At 64.1% G+C, this 22,440-nt stretch carries 18 protein-coding genes; 13 read left to right on the top strand and 5 right to left on the bottom strand.

The genetic code is table 11. The features are described 5' to 3' along the window. Positions 1-169: 169 nt before the first annotated feature. The 3 genes from PQG80_RS20695 (at position 170) to PQG80_RS20705 (ending at position 5,276) form a co-directional block, all read left to right on the top strand. Positions 170-784 carry a LysE/ArgO family amino acid transporter gene (locus tag PQG80_RS20695; protein WP_271753444.1) on the top strand — a complete coding sequence of 205 codons (615 nt, stop codon included), beginning with the start codon at positions 170-172 and terminating at the stop codon, positions 782-784. Between the two features lie 156 nt (positions 785-940). Continuing rightward, positions 941-2,005 (top strand): LacI family DNA-binding transcriptional regulator, encoded by a 1,065-nt coding sequence (locus PQG80_RS20700; RefSeq protein ID WP_271753445.1) that lies wholly within the window; start codon positions 941-943, stop codon positions 2,003-2,005. Positions 2,006-2,066: 61 nt separating this feature from the next. Continuing rightward, positions 2,067-5,276: an alpha-mannosidase gene (locus tag PQG80_RS20705; protein WP_271753447.1), complete on the top strand. Its 3,210-nt coding sequence runs from the start codon at positions 2,067-2,069 to the stop codon at positions 5,274-5,276. A gap of 95 nt (positions 5,277-5,371) precedes the next feature. On the opposite strand, the gene PQG80_RS20710 is transcribed toward PQG80_RS20705, so the two are convergent. Both PQG80_RS20710 and PQG80_RS20715 read right to left on the bottom strand, forming a co-directional pair. After that, positions 5,372-5,722, bottom strand: coding sequence for a MocE family 2Fe-2S type ferredoxin (locus tag PQG80_RS20710; protein ID WP_271753448.1), 351 nt, complete (start codon positions 5,720-5,722; stop codon positions 5,372-5,374). After that, the gene (locus tag PQG80_RS20715) at positions 5,700-6,785 is read right to left on the bottom strand and encodes a fatty acid desaturase (RefSeq protein ID WP_271753449.1); all 1,086 of its coding nucleotides are present in this window, start codon (positions 6,783-6,785) and stop codon (positions 5,700-5,702) included. Before PQG80_RS20715 ends, PQG80_RS20710 begins: the two co-directional genes overlap by 23 nt. 131 nt (positions 6,786-6,916) lie before the next feature. On the opposite strand from PQG80_RS20715, the gene PQG80_RS20720 reads away from it, so the two are divergent. Together PQG80_RS20720 and PQG80_RS20725 are read left to right on the top strand one after the other, a co-directional pair. Beyond that, positions 6,917-7,852, top strand: coding sequence for a helix-turn-helix transcriptional regulator (locus tag PQG80_RS20720; protein ID WP_271753450.1), 936 nt, complete (start codon positions 6,917-6,919; stop codon positions 7,850-7,852). Between the two features lie 28 nt (positions 7,853-7,880). After that, positions 7,881-10,508 carry a GH116 family glycosyl-hydrolase gene (locus PQG80_RS20725; protein ID WP_271753451.1) on the top strand — a complete coding sequence of 876 codons (2,628 nt, stop codon included), beginning with the start codon at positions 7,881-7,883 and terminating at the stop codon, positions 10,506-10,508. On the opposite strand, the gene PQG80_RS20730 is transcribed toward PQG80_RS20725, so the two are convergent. Next, on the bottom strand, positions 10,498-10,863 hold the full coding sequence (locus tag PQG80_RS20730) for a hypothetical protein (protein ID WP_271753453.1): 366 nt from the start codon (positions 10,861-10,863) through the stop codon (positions 10,498-10,500). The genes PQG80_RS20725 and PQG80_RS20730 overlap by 11 nt on opposite strands. A gap of 269 nt (positions 10,864-11,132) precedes the next feature. Between PQG80_RS20730 and PQG80_RS20735 the strand changes: the two genes are divergently transcribed. The 8 genes from PQG80_RS20735 to PQG80_RS20770 all read left to right on the top strand — a co-directional run bounded on the left by PQG80_RS20735 (position 11,133) and on the right by PQG80_RS20770 (position 19,465). Next, positions 11,133-12,782, top strand: coding sequence for an ABC transporter substrate-binding protein (locus tag PQG80_RS20735; protein ID WP_271753454.1), 1,650 nt, complete (start codon positions 11,133-11,135; stop codon positions 12,780-12,782). 88 nt (positions 12,783-12,870) lie between these two features. Then, a complete protein-coding gene (locus PQG80_RS20740) occupies positions 12,871-13,821 on the top strand; it encodes an ABC transporter permease (RefSeq protein WP_271753455.1) in 951 nt (316 codons plus the stop codon). 4 nt (positions 13,822-13,825) lie between these two features. After that, positions 13,826-14,671, top strand: a complete 846-nt coding sequence (locus PQG80_RS20745) for an ABC transporter permease (RefSeq protein WP_271753457.1) — start codon at positions 13,826-13,828, stop codon at positions 14,669-14,671. Positions 14,672-14,714: 43 nt separating this feature from the next. Then, complete coding sequence (locus PQG80_RS20750) at positions 14,715-15,767, top strand: ABC transporter ATP-binding protein (protein WP_271753459.1); 1,053 nt, start codon at positions 14,715-14,717, stop codon at positions 15,765-15,767. Continuing rightward, entirely contained in the window at positions 15,760-16,659 is a 900-nt protein-coding gene (locus PQG80_RS20755; RefSeq protein WP_271753461.1) for an ABC transporter ATP-binding protein, read from the top strand. Before PQG80_RS20750 ends, PQG80_RS20755 begins: the two co-directional genes overlap by 8 nt. Positions 16,660-16,745: 86 nt before the next feature. Then, positions 16,746-17,204, top strand: a complete 459-nt coding sequence (locus PQG80_RS20760; RefSeq protein WP_271753463.1) for a hypothetical protein — start codon at positions 16,746-16,748, stop codon at positions 17,202-17,204. Between the two features lie 180 nt (positions 17,205-17,384). After that, positions 17,385-18,182, top strand: a complete 798-nt coding sequence (locus tag PQG80_RS20765; RefSeq protein ID WP_271753464.1) for a polysaccharide deacetylase family protein — start codon at positions 17,385-17,387, stop codon at positions 18,180-18,182. A gap of 128 nt (positions 18,183-18,310) precedes the next feature. Then, entirely contained in the window at positions 18,311-19,465 is a 1,155-nt protein-coding gene (locus tag PQG80_RS20770) for a peptidase G2 autoproteolytic cleavage domain-containing protein (protein ID WP_271753465.1), read from the top strand. Positions 19,466-19,609: 144 nt separating this feature from the next. On the opposite strand, the gene PQG80_RS20775 is transcribed toward PQG80_RS20770, so the two are convergent. Beyond that, positions 19,610-21,556: an ABC transporter permease gene (locus PQG80_RS20775; RefSeq protein WP_271753467.1), complete on the bottom strand. Its 1,947-nt coding sequence runs from the start codon at positions 21,554-21,556 to the stop codon at positions 19,610-19,612. Positions 21,557-21,590: 34 nt separating this feature from the next. Next, complete coding sequence (locus PQG80_RS20780) at positions 21,591-22,358, bottom strand: ABC transporter ATP-binding protein (protein WP_271753469.1); 768 nt, start codon at positions 22,356-22,358, stop codon at positions 21,591-21,593. Between the last annotated feature and the right edge of the window lie 82 nt (positions 22,359-22,440).

Genomic DNA, 22,440 nt, shown 5'->3' on the forward strand with positions numbered 1-22,440 from the left:
CGGAGGCGGCGAGGAGCGTCTCTTTTTTATCGTGGTCTCGCGGGGACTGGCGCCATGCGAAGTCGATGGGAAGCGCATGACCTTGAAACGCGCGGCAAATTAAGTACAATAACAGGACGGCGCATCGATCCTCTTCATTTATAGCGTCGCAGAACGGAGAAAACGCGTCATGCTTCACGTCGTCATCAATGCTTTCTTGCTCGCGCTCGGACTGATCCTTCCGCTGGGCGCGCAGAACGTGTTCGTCTTCAACCAGGGCGCTCTTCAGCCCCGGTACGCGCGGGCGCTGCCGATCACGCTTACGGCCTCGGTCTGCGATACGCTGCTGATCTCGCTCGCCGTCTTCGGCGTGTCCGCCGTGGCGCTGGGCATCGCCTGGATTAAACTTACGCTGCTGTCCGTAGGCGTATTGTTCCTGCTGTACATGGGCTGGGTCATCTGGACCAGCAAGCCCGGCGCGGGCGACCGCGGCCAAGCCGAACGGCTGGGCCCGAGGCGCCAGATCGCGTTGACCGCCTCCCTCTCGCTGTTGAATCCCCATGCGATCATGGACACGGTAGGCGTGATCGGCACGAGCGCGCTGCGCTACGACGGTTGGGACAAGCTCGCCTTCGCCGTCACCTGCATCGCCGTATCGTGGCTGTGGTTCCACGGATTGGCGCTGGCCGGCAGAGTCGCGGGCAAGGCCGATCCATCGGGCCGGTTCCTCGTCGTGCTGAACAAAATCTCCGCGCTTATCATGTGGGGGACGGCCATCTATCTCGGGCTCTCGCTGCTGGAGTAATCAGGATCGGTCCTGTTCGAAGGGGATATCGTTAAAACGCAAAAAAGAGCGCCGTCGCGTAGGCCATCCTCATGGACAGGAGCGCACCGCGGTCATCGGAAAAATGCGGATTGCGGCGGGTTATAATACGTGTTATATTCTCGGTGAGGTGCGATCATGACAGGCAAAAGCAAGACACCGCATACCGGCAAGAGAACGACCAGCTTCGACGTAGCGAGGGCGGCCGGCGTATCCCGGAGCCTCGTATCCGCGGTCATCAACGGCACGCCGGGCATCGGCGTAAGCTCGGAGACGCGGGAAAAGGTGCTGCAGGCGATCAAGGACCTGAATTATCAGGTCGACGCGCAGGCGAGGGCGATGAAGACCGGACTCAGCCGCTGCGTGGCCGCGTTCGGCGACATGACGAATCCGCTGTTCCTGCAGCTGCTCGAGGGCATGCAAAAGGCTTGCGCGGAGCGGGGCCACCACGTGCTGATCAGCGGCCAGAGCGCGGACGACGAGGACCGGGGCGCCATGCTCGACCTATACCGGCAGCGCAGGATCGACGGGATCGTGACCCTGGACGACACGGGCTACGAGAGCGCGGATTGGATCGCGCGCGTCCGGGAGGCCGGGGCGCCGTACGTGTCCGTAGAAGGCTATGCCGGCACGGGCGGCGTCACGTCCGTCCTGGTCGACTACCGCAGGAGCATCCGCGACGCGCTGGATTATATGGGCGGCTCCGCGGAGCGTTACCCGATCTACCTCGAGGCCTATCACGCCGAGCCGGGCAAGAACTGGGCGGAGCGCGACCGCCTAGAGGCTTATGAGGAATGGTGCGGCGAAAAAGGGCTGAAGCCCATCGTTCACCGCTTCGGGGCGTACGACGAGGCTTGGATGGACCGCTTCCTGGGCGGACTCGCGTCGGAGCGGGGCCGTCTGCCTCCGCTGCTGATCAACTGGTCCGTCAGCGCCGTCCTGATCTACCGCGCGGCATGGAGACGAGGCATCCGGATCGGAGAAGAACTCGCGCTGATGGCCGGGGACAATACCAATCGCAGCAATGCATGCATGACGCCGACGCTCGGCTCGGTGGAGATCCCGTATGCGGAGATGGGCGAGGAAGCCGTGCGTTTGCTGCTCGATCCGTCGGCGCGCGCCGGCGGCACCGCGGCCGACAAACATTGGCTGCGGGCGGCCATCGTTCCCGGGGACAGCGCGCCAAGGGGCTCGGGCGGTTAACGCCGCCTTCTATTCACCAAATATAACACGTGTGATACCAAAGATCGGGAGGCCATTAATCATGTTCTGGACCATCGAAAAGCTGCAGAAAAGAATCGAAGAGTTATCCGAGTACCGGTACCGTCATGCGATCGCGCTCGACGAGTGGGCGATGCAGGAGGACGTGTCGCAGGAGAACGGCGTCCAGCGCCCGCCCGAGCTTGCCGGGGAACTGACGATGCGCAAGGGCGACCGGTGGGTCGGCTACGATCGCTATGTCTGGCTGCGCCGCAACGTGCAGGTGCCCGCAGAGTGGCAAGGCCGGGAGATCGTCGGCCTGTTCGACTTCGGACTGACCGGAGCGGGCAATAACTCCGCATTCGAGTCATTGCTGTACGTGAACGGCCGTCCGTATCAAGGCGTCGACACGAACCACCGGGAGGTATTTCTCCCGGCCGACGCCGCGGGCGCCGACGTCGAGCTCGTCTTCCGTCTCTGGTCCGGACTCGAGGGCGGCGGAGGTCCGCGCGATCTGGAGCATCAGTTCAAGCGCGCCGAGCTCGCCGTGCTGGACGCGGCCGCCGACGATCTGTACTTCACCGGGCGCGCCGCGCTGGAGACGGCCAAGGTCCTCGAGGAATCCAATCCCGCCAAGCATGACCTGCTGACGGCGGCTGACCGCGCGTTCCGGCTCGTCGATTGGTCCCGGCCGGGCTCGGACGCCTTTTACGCATCGGTCGAACAGGCCGCGGACGCGCTGCGGTCGGAGCTGTCCAAGCTGGACAAGCACAGCTCGGTGACGGTCCGCGCCATCGGCCATACGCATATCGACGTCGCCTGGCTCTGGCGTCTGCGGCATACGCGCGAGAAGTCCGCAAGGTCGTTTTCCACGGTGCTCCGGCTGATGGAGAAGTACCCGGAGTACGTGTTCCTCCAGACGCAGCCTCAATTGTACGCTTATCTGAAAAGAGACTATCCGGAGATCTACGACCAGATACGCGAGCGCGTGAAGGAAGGACGCTGGGAAGCCGGCGGCGCCATGTGGCTCGAGGCGGACTGCAATCTGACGAGCGGCGAATCGCTGGTCCGGCAGCTGCTGCACGGCACGCGGTTCTTCCGCGACGAATTCGGCGTCGAATGCGATTATCTGTGGCTGCCCGACGTGTTCGGCTATAGCTGGGCGCTGCCCCAGATCTTGCGGAAGTCCGGCATCAAGACGTTCATGACGACCAAGATCAGCTGGAGTCAATACAATCGGATGCCGCACGATACGTTCAAGTGGCGGGGCATCGACGGCTCCGAGGTGCTGACGCACTTCATTACCACGCCCGATGTGGCGGACCCGAGCGTCTGGTGGTACACGTACAACGGCCAGATCGAGCCTTTTACCGTCAAAGGGATCTGGGATACGTACCGCGACAAGGATATTAATCGCGAGCTGCTGCTGTCGTACGGCTACGGAGACGGAGGCGGCGGCGTGAACCGGCATATGCTGGAGATGCGGCGTCGCCTGGACGAGATGCCCGGATTGCCCCGGATCGAGCCTGGGCGGGCGGGAGACTTTTTCGACAAGCTGCACGAGTCGGTGGAAAGCACGGACCGTTACGTCCATACGTGGGATGGAGAACTGTACCTGGAGTACCACCGCGGCACGTATACGAGCCAGGCGTTCGTCAAGCGGATGAACCGCAAGCTCGAGCTGATGTACCGCGAAGCGGAATGGCTGCATGCGCTCGGCGCGGCGGCGAACGGCGGCGACTGGTCGGCGTACCCCGCCGAGAAGCTGCATGAAGGCTGGACGACGATCCTGCGCAATCAGTTCCACGACATTATCCCGGGCTCGTCCATCGGGACGGTGTACGAGGACGCGCGGCTGGAATACGCCGAAGCCGAGCAGTGGGGGCGGGAAACGATCAACGCCGCCGCCGGCCGGCTCGCGCAGCCGTCCGCGGATGCGGGCCGGGTCGTCAGCGTGTATAACGGCGCCGCGTTCGACCGGACAGAGCTGGTCGAGATCGATCCCGCGGACGGCAACGGCAAAGGCGATACCGATGGCGCCTTGACGGGCGACGGCGTCTGGTTTTCCGCCGACGGACGGCCGCTGCGCGCGGAGCGCGCGGGAGACCGCTGGCTCGTGCTGGCGGAGGACGTGCCGGCGCTTGGCGCGGCTACGCTGCGCTTCGAGCCTGCTGCCGGCGCGAGCTCGGCGCAGGCGCAAGCGCAGACGCAGGCGGCTCAGCCTGCGTTCGCGTGGGACGGCAGCGGCCGCGTCCTCGCGACGCCGCATTACGAGCTCGCGTTCGACGAGGTCGGCCGTATCATCCGTCTCTATGACCGCGATGCCGCGCGCGAGGTGCTGGCCCGGGGCGCCGCGGCTAACGAACTGCAGGTATTCGAGGACAAGCCGAAGATGTTCGAGGCTTGGGATATCGATCTGTTCTACCAGGAAAAGCAACGCGAGATTACGGATCTGCGCAAGCTGGAGCTCGTCGAATGCGGCGCGCTGCGCGCCGTGCTGCGCTTCGAGTGGGCGTACGGCGATTCCGTCATCGAGCAGCGGCTGACCGTCTACGCGCACGACCGTCGGATCGACTTCGCCACGCGGGCGGATTGGCGGGAGCGCCAGCAGCTGCTGAAGGTCGCGTTCCCGGTCGAGATCCGGGCCACCGAGGCGACGTACGACATCCAGTTCGGCAACGTGAAGCGCCCGACGCACTGGAACACGAGCTGGGATCACGCGCGCTTCGAGACGGTCGGGCATCAGTGGGTCGACCTGTCCGAGCGGGGTTACGGCGTGAGCCTGCTGAACGATTGCAAATACGGGCACGACATCAAGGACAACGTCATCCGTCTGTCGCTCATCAAGTCCGCCGTCGATCCCGATCCGAACGCCGACCAAGGCGAACATCTCTTCACTTACTCGCTCTATCCGCATCGCGGCGATTGGGCGGACGGCGGCACGGCGAGAGCGGCCTGGTCGCTCAACAATCCGCTGCTGCCGATGCCCGGCGCGAGCGCGTTCGCGGGCAAGTCGCTGCTGCGCGCCGACGCGGCGCACGTCGCCTTCGACGCGATCAAAAAAGCGGAGGACGAGGACGCATTGCTCGTCCGTCTGCACGAATACGCGGGCGCCCGCGGCGTCGTGACGCTGACCGGCGACTGCGAGATCGCCTCGTGGCAGGAATGCGACCTGATGGAGCGGCCTGCCGGCGAGCGCCATGACGGCGGCGAGCCGCTGCGCTTCGAGCTCTCGCCTTACGAGATCAAGACGTTCCTGATCCGGCTGCGGTAATCGCGGACCGCGCTTTTCGATTCTACAGGCTCCCTTCCCGCGCAGCGGAAAGGGAGCCTTTTGTATGCTTCATCGTGCCCGAGGAGAGCGAGCGGTCAGGTAGCGTCGCCCGTGGACGCATCGCCGCCGTCGATTCGGATATACACGCATCCCCCGTCCACGCGCACGGGGTACGTGCGCAGCCGCACGCATGCCGGCGCGCGCTTGGCCTCTCCGGTCGGGATGTCGAAGCGGCCGTTATGCTTGGGGCATTCGATCGTCTTCCCCGTCACAAGGCCATCCGCCAGATGGAAGCGCCCGTGCGTGCAGTGGCCGTCCGTCGCGTAGTAGCCATCGTCCTCCGTCCGGTAGACGGCGTAAGTCGACTCGCCGCAGTCGAACCGGACGACGTCCTCCCGGTCGATATCCGACGCTGCGCACGCTTTAACCCATTGTTCGGATGTCATCGTTCGTCTCCTCCTTTCGTCCTGCAGCCGTCTCCGCGAACGCCCGGACGCGCGGGACGATATAATCCGGATCCCGCCGGATTCTCCGCAGCGCGGCGACGGTCTCGCGCACCGCGGCGGAGAAGCTCGGCGCGGGCGCCGGACAATCGTGCTTGATCTCCTCGTGCAGCGCCGGCAGGTTGTAGTAGGGAACCATCGGGTACATGTGGTGCTCCACATGGTAATTCATGTTCGTGTACAAGAACCGGAGGACCGGATTCGCGTAGAAGGTGCGGGTGCACAGCCGATGGTCCAGCGTGTCCTCGTACAGGCCCAGATGCTGGGTCCAGATTAACAGGGCATTCAGATACGCGCCGTAAAAGGCGGGCAAGCCGACGAACAGCAGCGGGGCGACCGAGCTTGTGGCGAAGCAAATCGCGATCAGCGCGGCATAGACCGCGAGCATCGCGCGCGCTTCGTTGAACAGCTTGCGATGCTCGGACGCCGGTATGAGCTCGCGCTCCGCCGGCTTCATCCGCCCGAGCGCATGCAGGAGCAGGCCGTTGAACGTCGGGAAGACGTTGTCGCGGAGCAGCTGGCGCAGCAGTCTTCGCCAGCGGGCGGGACGCGGCTCGTTGATCTCCGGGTCGCTGCCCACGATGATCGTATCCGAGTGATGTCGGACATGCGACCAGCGGAAGCCCGTAGCCTGATACAGGATCAGGCACGAGCAGACCTGGTAGATCGCTTCGTTCAGCCAGGCCGTGCGGAACGGCGTCCCGTGACAGAACTCGTGCCACTTGGAGGTCGCCGAGGTCGTGTAGACGCCGCCGTACAAGGCGAACGCGAGCACGGACCACCAGGTCCCCCAGGACAGCCAGGCGATCCAGCCGGTCGCGCCCAGCGCCGACAGCCACAATAGCGTATCGCGCGCAGCACGTCCGTTCCTTCGCCGCATGAGCGCTTTCAGCCGGTCGCGCCGGACGGGGGTTTGATACCACTCGGCGGATACCAGGCCTTTAACGATCGCCTTGTCTCTTTCCGGTCCGAGAATGCTGTAATCCCTTTGTACCGCTCGCGTCATCTTGAATCGTTCCTTTCCCGCCTTCGGTCGGTTTCTGCCTTGATTGTAAGCGATTTAAAAAAGGTTGACTTCCCGGATTCCCTTGAATAGGATCAGAAACATCGGAGGATGCGAGAGGGGGAAGGGTGCACATGCCAAAGAGACAGGCGGATCCGCATCGTTGGGTGCTGAACCCGGAGCGGGAAGCCGGTAGGGAAGCGGTTGCTTCCCCTGCGCCGGCCGAGCTTGTCCAGCTGGGGCGCCAGCGTTACGCGGAGGCTTACCCCATCGCGTCTCACCGCCATGAAGGGGCCTACGAATTCGTGTATGTCGAACGCGGCGCCGTCACTTGGGAGGTCGGCGGATCTCTTTATCCGACGTTGGCCGGGCAATGGTTCTACGCGAATCCGGGAGAGCTGCACAGCGCGAGGTTCGACCATATGGAGCCGAGCCGGATTTGGTGGCTCATCCTGGCCGATCCCGGCGCCCGGCCCAGCTGGCTAAGGCTGACCGAAGACGAGCGCAGCTGGGTGAGCGGCAGGCTAAGCGGACTTCCCCGCGTATTTTCGGACGCGGGCCGGGCTTGCGAGCAATTGACGGAGCTCAAGACCGCGCTGGAGTCCGGCGATCCGGCAGGCGCGTTGATCGCCAGGCACGGGCTGCTCGACATCGTCCTCGGTTTTTTTCGCGAGCCGGCCGCCCCGTCGGACTCTGCGCTGCGCGAGGCGATCCGGCGGTCCGTCGCAGCCGCGGCAGCGCGGCCGGAGCGCCGCGTGACGGTCGCGGAGATGGCGAGCGCCGTGCATTTAAGCGAATCGCACTATTTCAAGCTTTTCCGCGAGCTGTTCGGGCTGTCGCCGGCGGTCTATCTGGACCGCGCGAGAATGGAACGCGCGTGCCAGCTGCTGCGGGCCGGCCGTTCCGTGACCGACGCGGCTTACGAGCTCGGATACAAGACGAGTCAGCATTTCGCGACGTCGTTCAAGAAGACGATCGGACGATCGCCGCAGCAGTGGCGAGCCGATGACGGCAAGGCGCGGGGGAACTGCGTCGGACGATCGCAGGAGTTGCGGAGGGGCGACGACTGATCGTCAAGGAATAAGGGAGGCGAACGGCATGGGCAAAACGTATGCAGGCAACAAGACGAAGGAAATTTCCTTTCCCCTGGGCGGGATCGGGACGGGCAGCATCGGGCTGGCCGGCAACGGCAGGCTGATCGACTGGGAAATCTTCAATGCGCCCAACAAACGGAGCTTCAACGGTTACAGCCACTTCGCGGTTAAAGCCGAGGCGCATGGCCGGCTGCTGGATGCCAGGGTGCTGAACGGGGACTATCCGGCCCCGTATACGGGACAGCCGGTGAGGGGCGGCCCCCTGCACAGCGGCTACGGCTTCGGGCCGGAAAACAACACGATGGCCGGCATGCCGCACTTCGCCAGGCATGCGTTCGAAGGCGAGTTCCCGTTCGCCCGCCTGACGTTCGCGGACGAGGCCTTCCCGGGCGAAGTCGCGCTAGCGGCATTCAATCCGTTTATCCCGCTGAACGACGCGGACTCCAGCCTGCCATGCGCGATGTTCGAGATCGAATTCGCCAATCCGCTCCCGCACGAGGTCACGTACACGGCGGCGCTCACGACGTCCAATCCGAAGGCGGGCGATCGTGCGATCAATCGGTACGCGCGGGCGGCGGACGGAACGAGCGTACTGAAGCTGGGCACGGATTCGTATGCGCCGGACGATCCGCTGTACGGGGACTTGTCCGCGGCCACGGACGCGGCCGACGCGCACGGCCAGGAATATTGGTACCGCGGGGGCTGGTGCGACAATCTCGAGATGTACTGGCGGGACTTCGCGCGCCCCGGCCCGCTGCCGGACCGCCGCTATCCGGACGACCAGCCTCCGCACCCCCGGCACAAGGACAACGGCACGCTCGCCGTGCGCGTGACCGTCGGGGCGGGGAGGACGGCGCGCGTCCGGTTCGCGTTGGCTTGGCATTTTCCCAACGTATACAATGCCTGGAACCCGGAGCCGGACGGCCGGCGTACCGTGTGGCGCAATTATTACGCGTCGCAACACGCGGATTCCGCGGCAGTCGCTGTCTATGCGCTCGCGAACTGGGACCGACTGTATAGGGAGACCGACAGGTTCCGCGCTGCGCTGTTCGGGTCGACGCTGCCCGCCGAGGCGCTGGAGGCGATCTCCGCCAACCTGTCGATCCTGAAGTCGGCGACGACGCTCCGGCTGACGGACGGCGCCTTCTACGGGTTCGAGGGCGTCATCGAGGATGTCGGCTCCTGCGAGGGCTCGTGCACGCACGTGTGGAATTACGCCTACGCGCTTCCCTTCCTTTTCCCTTCGCTCGAACGGTCGATGCGGGATCTGGACTTCCGGTACAACCGGCGGCCGGACGGGAGCATGGCGTTCAGGCTGATGCTGCCGCTCGGGCGCGATCCCGGCGCGTTCCGGGCTTGCGTGGACGGCCAGATGGGCGGCGTGGTGAAGGCGTATCGCGATTGGAAAATCTCCGGCGACGACGGCTGGCTGCGCGCCAACTGGGAGGCGATCAAGAGCTCGCTCGAATTCGCGTGGAGCGAGGCGAATCCCGACCGCTGGGACGCGGACAAGGACGGCGTCATGGAGGGGCGGCAGCATCACACGCTCGACATGGAGCTGTTCGGTCCGAACGCGTGGCTCAACGGATTCTACCTCGCGGCGCTCAAGGCTGCGGCCGAGATGGCCGACCGGCTCGGAGAGCCGGACAAGGGGGCGGAATATCGGGACCTCTTCGCCCGAGGCAAGGCGTGGACCGACGCGCATCTGTTCGACGGGCGCTACTACGGACAGAAGATCGACCTGACGGACCGCGGCCTGCTCGAGCGATATAACGAGGGCGCTTCGCTGTTCGGGGAGCGCGCGGCGGATGCCTACTGGAACGAGGAGGCGGGAGAGATCAAGTACCAGATCGGCGAAGGCTGCGGGATCGATCAGGTCGTGGCGCAGTGGCATGCCGATCTGTGCGGCCTGGGCGAGATCTTCGATCCGGCGCAGACGCGGACGGCGCTGAGGTCGCTCTACGCCCACAACTTCAAGGCGAGCATGCGCGGGGAGGCGAATCCCTGGCGGCTGTACGCGCTGAACGACGAGGGCGGATTGGTTATCTGCGCATGGCCGGAGGGCCGGCGGCGCCCCGCGGTGCCGCTGACGTACGCGCCGGAGACGATGACGGGCTTCGAGTATCAGGCGGCGAGCCACATGATCCGGGAGGGCATGCTGGACGAGGGCTTAAGCGTCGTCCGCGCGATCCGCGACCGCTACGACGGGGAGAAGCGCAATCCGTGGAACGAGATGGAATGCGGCAGCAACTACGCGCGCGCGATGGCGAGCTACTCGCTCCTCCTGTCCTACAGCGGGTTCAGCTTCGACATGACCTGTGGCGAGCTCGGCTTCGATCCGGTCCTGCGCCCCGAAGGCGGCTTTCGCGCGTTCTGGTCGATCGACGGTGCCTGGGGCACGTTCGAGCTGGAAGAGGAGGCAGGGGCGTTTCACGTAACGGCTGGGGCGCTGACGCTGCGCAAGCTCGGTCTGCCAGCCGGGTGGGACGGCGCGTCGCTGAGGGCTACGGCAGATGGGCGGGACGTCCGATTGGCCGATGCCGCGGAGGGCCCCGGGCTCTGCTTTGTGGGCGAGCTGAAGCTCGTCGAAGGACAGACGCTGCGTTGGAAGCGCGCGATGCCTAGGCAGTAGAGCTCGTTAATAGAGAACGTCCCCCTCGGTCAGGAAGGCCGGGAGGGGCGTTCTCTTGCGTTTCCGCCTGCTTCTGCTCGCTATGTCCTCTTCCGCGCGCCTGCCCCGTGCGCATCGCCTTCACTACAAGAGGCGATCCGCCTCTGCGCGCCTGCCCCGTGCCCATCGCCTTCACTACAAGAGGCGATCCGCCCCCGGACGCCTGCCCCGCGCGCATCGCCTTCACTACAAGAGGCGATCCGCCTCCGCGCGCCTGCCCCGTGCCCATCGCCTTCACTACAAGAGGCGATCCGCCCCCGCGCGCCTGCCCCGTGCCCATCGCCTTCACTACAAGAGGCGATCCGCCCCCGAGCACCCGCTCCCCCTCTCAACGCATGAACACCCGTACACCGCTAACCACTTGCACTCACTTTCACGCATACTTCAATCCATCTTGTGGGATACCATAATTAGTCAACGTGGTTGCCGGGGACCGATGCGATCGCTATAATAAGAAAGTTGTCGACATTTTCGATCGCATTCGACAAATTATTTTGAAATAAAACTTGTATTACCAAGTAAACCGATGTACTATAGTAAAACTGTTACAAAAACAGATACAGAGAAATGGTGGAGGGTGAATCTATGCTTAACCGTAACAAAAAACGTTTTTCCGGCGTTCTCGTACTCGCGCTGCTGACGATGCTCGCGAGCGCATGCTCCGGCAACAACAATTCGAATAACGCCTCGCCAAGCGCTTCTCCGAGCGCCTCGGCCACCGCTTCGGCTACCGGCTCGCAGCCGGCGGCAAGCGGCGAAGCCAAGGACGGCGGCAGCCTGATCCTCGCCGTCGCCGCGGACCCGGTCATTCTCAACCCGAACTACGCTGGCGACCGCGTCAGCCTTACGATCGACCAGGCGCTCTACGCGCCGCTGTTCCAGGTGAACAATGGTGAGCGGACGTACTACCTCGCAGACAGCCTCGACCTGTCCGAGGACAAGCTCACGTATACGATGAAGCTGAAGAGCGGCCTGACCTGGCATGACGGCCAGCCGCTGACCGCGGACGACGTCGTGTTCACGATCGACAAGATTCTCGACGAGTCGCAGAACAGCTTCCTGCGCGGCAACTTCATCATCGGCGGCAAGCCGGTTCAAGCGGTGAAGGTGGACGACACGACCGTGCAGCTCAAGCTGCCGCAGGTCGCCCCGGGCTTCGAGGCGACGCTGGTCCAGGTGTTCCCGATTCCGAAGCATATCTACGAGAACGAAGCGAACATCGAGAAGAGCCCGAAGAACCAAGCACCGGTCGGTTCCGGCGCGTTCAAGTTCAAGGAATACAAGACCGGAGAGTATCTGACGCTCGAGCGCTTCGACGGCTACTTCGGCGGCAAGCCGCATCTCGACTCGATCACGTACCGGATCGCCAAGGATACGAACGCTGCCAACCTGGCGCTGCAGAACGGCGAGATCAACGTCAAGTACCTCGATCCGCAGGACGTAGCGACGATCCAGGCGTCGGGCAACTTCGAGATTCTGCCTTATAGCGAAGGCCGCCTCGCCTACATGCTGTTCAACCACAACAGCGCTTCGGGCTTGCTGGCCAAGAAGGAAGTCCGCGAGGCGATCGGCTACGCGCTGAACCGCGAAGAGCTGATCCAGGTCGCCTATGCTTCCGCCGACTATGCCGATCCGGCCCACTCGTTCTTGACGCCGGACGTGCTGTACCAGACGAACGACGTACCGACCTACGACAACGACGTCGCCAAGGCGAAAGAGTTGCTGCAGACGGCAGGCGTGAAGAACGCGAAGCTGCGCTTCATCGTGTCGAGCGGCAACAAGGTGCAAGAAGCGGTCTCGTTGTACGTGCAGCAGAAGCTCAAGGAAGTCGGCATCACGGTCGAGCTGAACAGCATGGACGCCTCGGCGTTCGGGGCGAAGTTCACCGATCCGAAAGCCACCGACTTCGATCTCGTCGTCGCCGGCTACATTATGGGCTTCGATCCGGATGCGTACAGCATGCTGTTCACCTCCGACGGATCGGCCAACTACTCGCACTACAGCAATCCCGAGGTGGACGCCCTGTTCAAGCAAGGCTCCGGCGAAGGGGATGCGGCCAAGCGCGAAGAGATCTACAAGAACGCCCAGAAGCTCGTCGCGGAGGACGCCGCGATCTACCCGATCGCGTACACCAAGACGATCGTGGCGGTCGACAAGAGATACGGCGGCATCGAAGAAGCCGTGCTGAAGCCTGTCGTCATCTTCGAGGATCCGTCCAAGCTGTACGTTAAATAAGACGCTGTTGAAATACCGGACGCGCAAGAAAATAAGCTGGTTCGTCCAGCTTATTTTTTTGTACGTCTAAGGCCGGGGAGCGTGCGGAATGAGACAACTCTTAATTAGAAGGCTGCTGCAGACGGTCCCGCTGCTGCTGTTCGTGTCGATCGTCTGCTTCGCGATGATCAAGCTCGCGCCGGGCGATCCGGTGCTGTCGTTCGTCACGCCGAACATGCATCCCGAGGACATCGAGCGCATCCGCCACAACCTCGGGCTGGACAAGCCGGCTTACGTCCAGTACTTCCTGTGGATCAAGGAGGCGGTGACCGGCAATCTCGGCTACTCGCTGGTCAATCACCAGCCGGTCATGGATCAGATTCTGGACCGGCTGCCGGCGACGGCGGGACTCATGGGCTCCGCGATCGGGCTGGCGGTGCTGCTGGCGATCCCGCTCGGGCTGACGGCCGGCGCCTACCGGGGCCGCTGGATCGACAAGCTCGTCAATCTGGTCGCCTACGTCGGCATCTCGGTCCCGCTGTTCTGGCTCGCCATCCTGATGGTTTACTTTTTCTCCATCCATCTGCACTGGCTCCCGAGTATGGGCATGCGCACGATCGGCGTGAACAGCGCATTCGACGTGCTCAAGCACGGCATCATGCCCTGCGTCGTACTGGCGTTCAGCTTCCTCGCGGTCTATGTCCGCTACATCCGCTCCAGCACGATCGGACAGCTGCGGGAGGATTACGTGCAGATCCAATACGCCTACGGCTCGACCAAGCGCATCGTGCTGTTCAGGCACGTGATGAAGCATGTCCTGCTGCCGATCATCACGCTGCTCGGCATGTCGATGGGCGAGCTGGTCGCCGGCGCGATCGTGACGGAGACGGTCTTCTCATGGCCGGGCATCGGCTCGCTCGGCATGACGGCCGTGAGGGGCATGGACTATCCCGTCATCATGGGGATCACGCTGTTCTCCTCCGTCCTGCTCATCCTGGGCAATCTGGCCGCGGACCTGCTGTACGGCATCGCGGACCCGAGAATCAAATCGAAGAGGTGACCACATGAACCGGAGCAAATGGCGCAGCGTCGCGGGCGAGCTGCGGTCGAGCGCGTTCGGCATCGCCGGCATTATCATCCTTGTCCTGTTCACGATCGCGGCCGCGCTGGCCTTCCTGTCTCCTCACGATCCCAACGCGCTGAACGCGCTCGAACGGCTGAAGCCGCCGAACGCCGACCACTGGTTCGGGACGGACGACTACGGTCGGGATTACTTCACCAGAGCGCTGTACGGCGGCCGCGTCTCGCTGACGGTCGGCTTCGCGTCGATGATCCTGGCGACGGGCATCGGCGTCATCGTCGGCGTCGTCAGCGGATACTTCGGCGGGTGGATCGACAACCTGCTCATGCGGCTCGTCGAAGTCATCATGTCGATCCCGTCGTTCCTCATTCTCCTGCTGCTGAGCGTGTTCCTGAAGCCGAGCGTCGGCAACATCATTATCATCATCTCGCTCCTCATGTGGATGAACATCGCGCGGATCGTAAGGGCGGAGACGATGTCGCTCAAGGAGCGGGAGTACGTGCTGTACGCGCGCGCGTCGGGACAGGGCGCCTTCGGCATCATCCGAAGACATATACTCGCGAACCTGATGCCCGTCGTCATCGTCGGCGCGACGAACAATATCGCTTCCGCGATCATGATGGAGTCCTCGCTCAGCTTCCTCGGCTTCGGCGTCCAGGCGCCGAACGCGACGTGGGGCAGCATGCTGAACAACGCCCAGGGCCTGATCGCGCAAGCGCCTTATCTCGCGGTGTTCCCGGGATTGTTCATCCTGCTCACGGTGCTCAGCTTCAACGTGCTGGGGGACATCCTGCGCGTCGGCTTCGAGCCGAAGCTCGTGCGGAGGTAGATGGCGGGACTGACGTATACAGGTAGAAAAGGAGGGAACGGAAATGACGGAACGATTGCTTGAAATGGAGGATCTGCGCGTGTCGTTCTACTCCAGGGACGGAGAGAACCAAGCGGTGCGCGGCGTCAGTCTTCACGTCGACGCGGGCGAGACGGTCGGGATCGTCGGCGAGTCAGGCAGCGGCAAGAGCGTGACGGCCAAGGCCGCGCTCGGCCTGATCGGCCCGCCGGGCAAGGTCATCGGCGGCGACATCCGCTATCGCGGAGAGAGTCTCCTGGGCTGGTCCGACGGCCGGTGGCGCAAGCTGCGGGGCAATCGCATCGCGATGGTGTTCCAGGACCCGATGACGGCGCTGAATCCCGTGAAGAAAATCGGCGCGCAGATGACGGAGGTCATCCGCAGGCATCGCGGCCTCGGCAAGGCGGAAGCGAGGCGGGAGGCGGCGGACAAGCTGCGCGAGGTCGGCATCAGCGAGCCCGAGCGGCGGCTCGACCAGTACCCGCACGAATTCAGCGGCGGGATGCGGCAGCGGGTCATGATCGCGATGGCGCTCTCCTGCGAGCCCGAGCTGCTGCTCGCGGACGAGCCGACGACGGCGCTGGACGTCACGATCCAGGCCCAGATCCTCGACCTGCTGAAGGATATCAAGGCGCGTTCGAATATGGGCATCGTGCTGATCACGCACGATCTCGGCGTCGTCGCCCAGGTGTGCACGCGCGTCGTCGTCATGTACGGCGGCATGGTCATGGAGGAGGGCGCCGTGGAGGATATCTTCTACCGCGCGGGTCATCCGTACACGCAGGGGCTGCTAAAGTCGGTGCCGAAGCGCGGAGGCGGCTTGCGCGAGCGGCTCGTGCCGATCGAGGGCACGCCGCCGGACCTGCTCGATCCGCCGCCGGGCTGCCCGTTCATCGAGCGCTGCCCGCATGCCTTCGGGAAGTGCGTGGAGCGGCCGCCGCTGTTCGAGCTGGGCGACGGGCATCGCGCGCTGTGCTGGCTGCACGACGCGGAGCATTCCGCCGCGAAGGTGCCGGGCGCAGCTGCCGGCGGGACCGACGCGGAGACGGTCGGCGAGAGGGGGGCTTCGGATGAATAACGCCAAGACGCTGGTCGAAGTGCGCGATCTGAAGAAGCACTTTGCCAAGGAAAAGGATGTCTGGGGCAGGACGACGCAGGTGCTGAAGGCGGTCGACGGCGTCAGCTTCGGCATTCGCAAAGGCGAGACGTTCGGCCTCGTAGGCGAGTCCGGCAGCGGCAAGTCCACGGTCGGGCGCTGTCTGCTGCGGCTGTACGACTACACGGCAGGCGAAGTTTATTATGACGGGCAGGAGCTCTCCAAGCTGGGCGACCAAGAGCTGCGGCCCTTCCGTCGCCGCATCCAGAGCATTTTCCAGGACCCTTATTCGTCGCTGAACCCGGGCATGAACGTACTCGAGCTGATCGGCGAGCCGATGGACATTCACGGCGTGAGTACGGGGAGCGCGCGCCGGGACGCGGTCGCCGAGCTGCTGATCAAGGTCGGGCTCAAAAAGGAGCATCTGTCCCGCTACCCGCACGAATTCAGCGGCGGACAGCGGCAGCGCCTGTCGATCGCGCGGGCGCTCTCGGTCCGACCGGAGTTCGTCGTCTGCGACGAACCGATCTCGGCGCTCGACGTATCCGTCCAGGCCCAGGTCGTGAACATGCTCGAGGACCTGCAGGCCGAGTTCGGCCTTACCTACCTGTTCATCGCGCACGACCTGTCGATGGTCCGCCACATCTCCGACCGGATCGGCGTCATGTACGGCGGCCGCCTCGTCGAGGTGGCGGACAGCGACGAGCTCTACGACAATCCGCTGCATCCGTACACGCAGGCGCTGCTGTCCGCGATCCCGGTGCCGGATCCGGGAGCCGCGGCCAAGCGGATCGCCTGGGACCGCTCCTCCTGGAGCGGCGAGGGCGTCGCGCTGCGCGAGGTCGGTCCGGGGCATTTCGCGGCGATCCCTTAAGCCGTTGGGAGAGGCTGCCGACGCATGATACGCTGTAGCACGTTACGCGATATCGATATAATTCCGATTAAAGGAGCGGTTGAAGCATGGGAACGACGGATCAGGCGAAGCTGTCGCAATGGGACGCCTTGCTGGTAGAGTCGCTGCGGTCGCGCGGCTGGACGGACGAAGAGTTGATCGCGCGCGTCCGCGCGGGCGAGCTGCCGGTCGACGATAGCCCGTTCCAATTCAAATACGAGGCGCTGTCCGCGTTCGCCGCGGAGGAGCCAGAGACGTTCGAGACGGCGGTCAAGCAGGGCTACCAGATCAAGTACAATACGGTGCGCGGCATTCACAGCTGGATTCGCGTGGCGCTCGGACGCGAGCCCGAGTTGCTGCTGGAGGCGGGGGCCGAGGCCGTCCGGACCGAGTTGACGGACGAGGAGAAGGCGCGGCTCGCTTCCGTGCTGTCGTTCGGATGGCGCGTCCGCGAGGACGGCACGCAGTCCGCGACAGCCGGCGACGGCGGGCGAGGCCCGTTCGTGATCGAACCGGTCCAGCGTTAACCATTCTCGAGCGCGCAACTTGCAATTGACAGTTTATCCCTCGCTGTCCATAATTGAAACAAGAATGATCGAGGGAAAGCGTCCCGTCAGAGCCGAACACGTCATGTGTCGCTTGGACGGGGCTATTTTTTATAAGGGGAGAAAGGAAACGCGATGACGCGCAGCGACGAGGAGAGACGCATGAAAATTCAATTTAAATGCTTCCCTGGAGGCCGCCGGAAGGCGGTGACGTTCAGCTTCGACGACGGCAGAGAGCAGGACCGCAGGCTGGTGGAGACGTTTAATCGTTACGCCCTGAAGGGGACATTTCATCTGAACGCAGGAATGCTGGGCAAGGCTGGTTACATTGCGCCGGAGGAGGCGGCCGAGTTGTATGCGGGGCACGAGATATCGGCGCACTCGGTCAACCATCCTTTTCTAGGGCTGTCTCCGACCGACCAGCTCGCGGGCGAGATCTGGGAAGACCGCAAGGCGCTGGAAAGACTGGCGGGTTATCCGGTACGGGGCATGAGCTATCCGTTCGGTTCGTACGACGACCGGGTCGTCGCGGCGCTGCCGGCCTTCGGCATCGAATACGCGCGCACGGCCGCGGGCGACGGCGGCTTCGAGCTGCCCGCGGACTTCCTGCGCTGGCGGCCTACGTGCCATCACAAGGAGATGGCGGAGCGGACGCGCGCGTTGTTGGAGCACCGGGACCGCTTCGGACGGATGGCGCTGCTCTATATCTGGGGCCACAGCTACGAGTTCGACGACGACGACAACTGGTCGCTGATCGACACCGTCGGCGATCTGCTGGAGGGGCGGGACGACGTCTGGCGGGCGACTAGCGCCGATATCGTCGCCTACATGCAGGCGCTGGACCGGCTCCGCTTTGCCGCGGACGGCGGTATCGTTCACAATCCTTCTGCCCTGGAGGTCTGGATCGAAGCGGACGGACAAGCGGTCGCCGTCGGACCGGGCGAAGCGAAGCGTTTGTAGACGGTTCCCCCGTTAGCGGCCGCCGGCGATGCCTTTCCGCCCTATTATTGCGCCTGTCCAAGCGCAACCGCACGCAGGTTCATAAGCTGGGGACAAACCTGCGGGTTCAGCTTGGGGAGGGATCGGATATGGCATTGGGACCATACGCGCACGAAGAAGGATTGAGTACGAGCGCGACGGGACTGGCATCCCACGCGGAAGGGTATCTGACGCTGGCGAGCAACGTCGCGGCGCACGCGGAGGGCAGCGGTACGACCGCCTCGGGCTACATTAGCCACGCGGAAGGCTCCGGCAGTACCGCCGCCGGCAACAGCGCGCACGCGGAAGGGACAAGTACCTCGGCCTCCGGCGACTTCAGCCATGCCGAGGGATCGCTGACGGTGTCGTCGGGGACGGCGGCCCATGCGGAGGGAGACAGCACGCATGCCGGCGGGGCTTACTCGCATGCAGAGGGGTACCTGGGCACGGCCAACGGCTATACGGCGCATGCCGAGGGCTACGGTTCCCAGGCGTCGGCATCGGCCTCGCATGCGCAAGGGTTCCAGAACGTAGCCGACGCGCCCGTCGCGCATGTCGAGGGACTGGGCACTGCCTCGGGGCTGCTGGAGGGCGTCCATGTCATGGGCCGCTACGGCACGGCCAACGAGAATACGTACTCGTGGTACTTGGCCAACGGGACCGCCGCCAATGCGCAGGGGCACGCCGCGAAGATACTCTCCAACGGAAACGTGAAGATCGACGGCACGGTCAGCACGCCCGCCGCGGATTATGCGGAGATGTTCGAGAGCGAGGACGGCAAGACGATCGAGCCGGGCTGCTGGGTGACGCTCGAGGGCGACAAAGTACGGAGGGCGAACGCGGACGACGAATTCGTGCTCGGCATCGTCAGCGCGACGCCGGCCGTGCTCGCCGACAGCGGCGAGCTGCGGTGGAAGGGCAAGTACAAGACGGACGAATGGGGCAGGGTGCAGTACGAATGGCGCGTGCGCCCTCCGGTGGTCGGCGCCGACGGCCAGGAAGCGCTGCCCGGCGGGCAGGAGCTCGTCCCCGTGCTGGATCCCGCATGGGATCCGGACCGGACGTACGTGCCCCGCCTGAATCGGCCGGAGTGGGTGCCGGTCGGACTGGTCGGCAAGCTGTTGGCGCGCGACGACGGCACGTGCGTGCCCGGCGGCCGCTGCATGCCCGGCGAAGACGGCATCGCCACGGCCTCGGACGCGGGCTTCATCGTGCTGAAGCGCACGGGCCGGCGCCAGATTCTGGCGCTGCTTCTGGGCAGGTGAGCTTGTCGCCGCAGCCGCTCTAAGCTCATATTCTATGCGCAGAGGCTCCCGTGTCGGGAGCCCCTGCCGCTCTAGCTCATATTTTGCGTTTAACTTCTCGGATATCCTTCCGCGTGGTCTCCGCCTCTTCGCCACCCGGATCCCTCACGCCGGATTCAGAATCCGGTCGTTCGAAAAGACGCATACCGCATAATAGACGAAGTACACCGCGATATACGCGCCCATCGACAGCAGGATCGGGATCGTGAAGTTCATCCCGACAAGGCCTGCGGTGAACACCTTCATGATCACGTAGCCGTGCGCGGTGCCGACCGCCAGCGGCAGGGCGAACACGAACAGCGTCTGCCAGGCGACCGTGCGCCGCAGCTCCCGTCGGCCCACCCCCAGCTTGCGCAGCACGTCGTACCGTCCCTTGTCCGCGTGCGCCTCGGTCATCTGCTTGAAGTAGATCATGCTACCCGTAGCCGCGAGGAAGACGAGACCGAGGAACCCGACGATGAACAGGAACAGTCCGGATTCTTCCTGCGTTCGCTTATATTCCGCATAGTACGTGGTCAGACGCACGTCGTCGCGGCCCGCGGCCAGCTTGCTTAGCCCGTCGGCGGTCGCTCCGGCCTTCTCCTGGCCTTCGACCCGGTATACCTCGAACACGGTAGGCGCGACGGCTTGCGCGAGCTCGGCCCACGTCCCGTCGTCGACTACGACGAACAGATCCGGGAACCGCCAGCTCAGCACGCGGCCTTCCAGCAGATCGACGAACGGGAGCGTCTCCTTCCCGTCCCCGATGCGAAGCTCGAGCGATCGGCCCTCGTATTCCGCAAATGTCTGATCGTCCAGCATCGGCCGGATCGCGGCGGCTTCTCCCGCGGCCAGCCGGACCGTCTCCCGTCTGCCGAGCGCCTCGGACGCTTGGTTGTAGGCGCTGGCGGACAGGATCGATACCGACTTGCCCGGCTCGGCGTACGAGTAATAATGAATCGGAATCTCGCGCAGATTGGTCAGCCCCGCATCCAACTCGACGACGGGAACGGAGAGCCGCGCCGCCACCGGATGTTCCTTGTCCGCCTCGACGATGCTTCGGACGCCGTCGTCGAACGCGGGATCGACGGAGGCATGCTCGTAGCTGAACGGCCGGCTCTCGGCCGTGCTGCGCTCCGCGAAGTAGTACTGAATGTATACGATGCTGAAGATGCCGAGTGTGATTCCGCTGAGCAGCGCGATCATCGAAAAGGTGCGGACATGGCCCCGCGCGCGGAACAGCAGCTGCGACACGCCGATCATGGCGGTGCCCCGGTAATAGCGGGATTTGTTCCTGCGCCAGGCGGCGAGCAATGCCGGCACGGCCGAACGGAACAACAGCCAGGTGCCGAGCAGGATACAGACCAGGGCGATGCCCATATTGCGGGCGAACTGCTCGGTCGTGTGAATCTCTTGCAGCGCCGCCATATAGCCGGATGCGATGAGCAGGACGGCCGCGATCGCGGTCCATGCCGAGACGCGGGGCGCGGGCTCGCCCATTTTGTCGGCCCTGAACAGCTCGATCAGCGCGAACTTATAGATGAGCCGGTAGCTGTGCAGCGAGGTCGCGAGCACGATGAGCGCGAATACCGCGATCGTGTTCGCCGCGGCTTCAAGCGAGAGTCCGAAGCTTACGGTCGTCGCGGCGCCCATCCCGAGCAGCCGAACGAGAATCATGCCGAACAGCTTGGAGAGCAGCGTCCCTATACCGATGCCGGCGGCCAGCACCAGGGCGCTTAGCATCAGATTTTCGTAGAGCAGCATGCGCCCGATCGTCTTGCGCCGCACGCCGAGCAGCGCGTACAGGCCGATTTCTTTTTTGCGGTTGCGCGTGAAGAACGCATTGGAATAGCCGGTGAATACGGCGGCGAACAGCGCCAGCACGATCGACGAGCCCATGAATACCGAGCGCAGGTTTTGCGAGGAAGCCATCCCGGCCTCGATGTCTTTGCTGTACTGCAGGCTGACGAACGTATAATAAATGACGACGCTGATCAGCATGGATAAAAAATAAATGCCGTAGTTTCGGGCATTGCCCTTCATGTTCTTCTTGGCCAGGTCCCATGGCGTCATAGCGAGCATCTCCTTTCGGCGATCGGGCGGGGTCTCATCCGACGACCGGCGCGCCGCCGCCGAGGACGGACAGCACGTCCATGATTTTTTTGAAAAAAAGCGGACGCGCCGTCTCGCCTCTGCCGACCTCGGTGAAGACGCTGCCGTCCTTGATGAACAGCACGCGGGAGCAATAACTGGCGGCGAACGGATCGTGCGTGGCCATCAGAATCGTCGCGCGCTCGCGCACGTTGAGCTCCTGCAGGCACTCCAGCAAGTCCGTGGCGGACTTGGAGTCGAGCGATCCGGTCGGTTCGTCCGCGAGCACGAGACTCGGCTTCGCCACGATCGCGCGGGAGGTGGCGGTGCGCTGCTTCTGTCCGCCGGAGATCTGGTACGGGTACTTGTCCAGGATGCCCCGGATGCCGAAGCGTTCGGCGATCTCGTCCGCGCGGCGCTCCAGCTCCCGCAGGTCGGCGCGGGCCAGCGCCAGCGGCAGAACGATGTTCTCCCTGACCGTCAGCGTATCGAGCAGGTTGAAGTCCTGGAAAATGAAGCCCAGCCGATCCCTGCGGAAGGCCGACATCCGCGCCTCGTCCATATTCAGTATGCTGACGCCGTCCACCTCGATCTCGCCCGAGGTCGGCCGGTCGATCGTCGACAGCAGGTTCAGCAGCGTCGACTTGCCGGAGCCGGAAGGCCCCATGATGCCGACGAACTCGCCTTCCTGGACGGTTAGGTCGATATCCTGCAGCGCGGTGAACAGATTGCCTCTTGCGCCGTACGTCTTATGCAGATTTCTCGCTTCCACGATCGTTTTCATCCGATCAACCTCCCTATTGCCATTCATGAACGTCAGGCCTGCGATCTCATTGTACCTGATCTCTCATGCGTTCAACCGAACA

Origin of the sequence: Cohnella rhizoplanae (assembly GCF_948329515.1) — a bacterium.
Taxonomy (GTDB): Bacteria; Bacillota; Bacilli; order Paenibacillales; family Paenibacillaceae; genus Cohnella; species Cohnella rhizoplanae.

Excerpts from the sequence above, each read along its gene's own strand:
- PQG80_RS20695 (WP_271753444.1), top strand. The coding sequence starts at position 170 with ATGCTTCACGTCGTCATCAATGCTTTCTTGCTCGCGCTCGGACTGATC.
- PQG80_RS20700 (WP_271753445.1), top strand. The coding sequence starts at position 941 with ATGACAGGCAAAAGCAAGACACCGCATACCGGCAAGAGAACGACCAGC.
- PQG80_RS20705 (WP_271753447.1), top strand. The coding sequence starts at position 2,067 with ATGTTCTGGACCATCGAAAAGCTGCAGAAAAGAATCGAAGAGTTATCC.
- PQG80_RS20710 (WP_271753448.1), bottom strand. The coding sequence starts at position 5,722 with ATGACATCCGAACAATGGGTTAAAGCGTGCGCAGCGTCGGATATCGAC.
- PQG80_RS20715 (WP_271753449.1), bottom strand. The coding sequence starts at position 6,785 with ATGACGCGAGCGGTACAAAGGGATTACAGCATTCTCGGACCGGAAAGA.
- PQG80_RS20720 (WP_271753450.1), top strand. The coding sequence starts at position 6,917 with ATGCCAAAGAGACAGGCGGATCCGCATCGTTGGGTGCTGAACCCGGAG.
- PQG80_RS20725 (WP_271753451.1), top strand. The coding sequence starts at position 7,881 with ATGGGCAAAACGTATGCAGGCAACAAGACGAAGGAAATTTCCTTTCCC.
- PQG80_RS20735 (WP_271753454.1), top strand. The coding sequence starts at position 11,133 with ATGCTTAACCGTAACAAAAAACGTTTTTCCGGCGTTCTCGTACTCGCG.
- PQG80_RS20740 (WP_271753455.1), top strand. The coding sequence starts at position 12,871 with ATGAGACAACTCTTAATTAGAAGGCTGCTGCAGACGGTCCCGCTGCTG.
- PQG80_RS20745 (WP_271753457.1), top strand. The coding sequence starts at position 13,826 with ATGAACCGGAGCAAATGGCGCAGCGTCGCGGGCGAGCTGCGGTCGAGC.
- PQG80_RS20750 (WP_271753459.1), top strand. The coding sequence starts at position 14,715 with ATGACGGAACGATTGCTTGAAATGGAGGATCTGCGCGTGTCGTTCTAC.
- PQG80_RS20755 (WP_271753461.1), top strand. The coding sequence starts at position 15,760 with ATGAATAACGCCAAGACGCTGGTCGAAGTGCGCGATCTGAAGAAGCAC.
- PQG80_RS20760 (WP_271753463.1), top strand. The coding sequence starts at position 16,746 with ATGGGAACGACGGATCAGGCGAAGCTGTCGCAATGGGACGCCTTGCTG.
- PQG80_RS20765 (WP_271753464.1), top strand. The coding sequence starts at position 17,385 with ATGAAAATTCAATTTAAATGCTTCCCTGGAGGCCGCCGGAAGGCGGTG.
- PQG80_RS20770 (WP_271753465.1), top strand. The coding sequence starts at position 18,311 with ATGGCATTGGGACCATACGCGCACGAAGAAGGATTGAGTACGAGCGCG.
- PQG80_RS20775 (WP_271753467.1), bottom strand. The coding sequence starts at position 21,556 with ATGACGCCATGGGACCTGGCCAAGAAGAACATGAAGGGCAATGCCCGA.
- PQG80_RS20780 (WP_271753469.1), bottom strand. The coding sequence starts at position 22,358 with ATGAAAACGATCGTGGAAGCGAGAAATCTGCATAAGACGTACGGCGCA.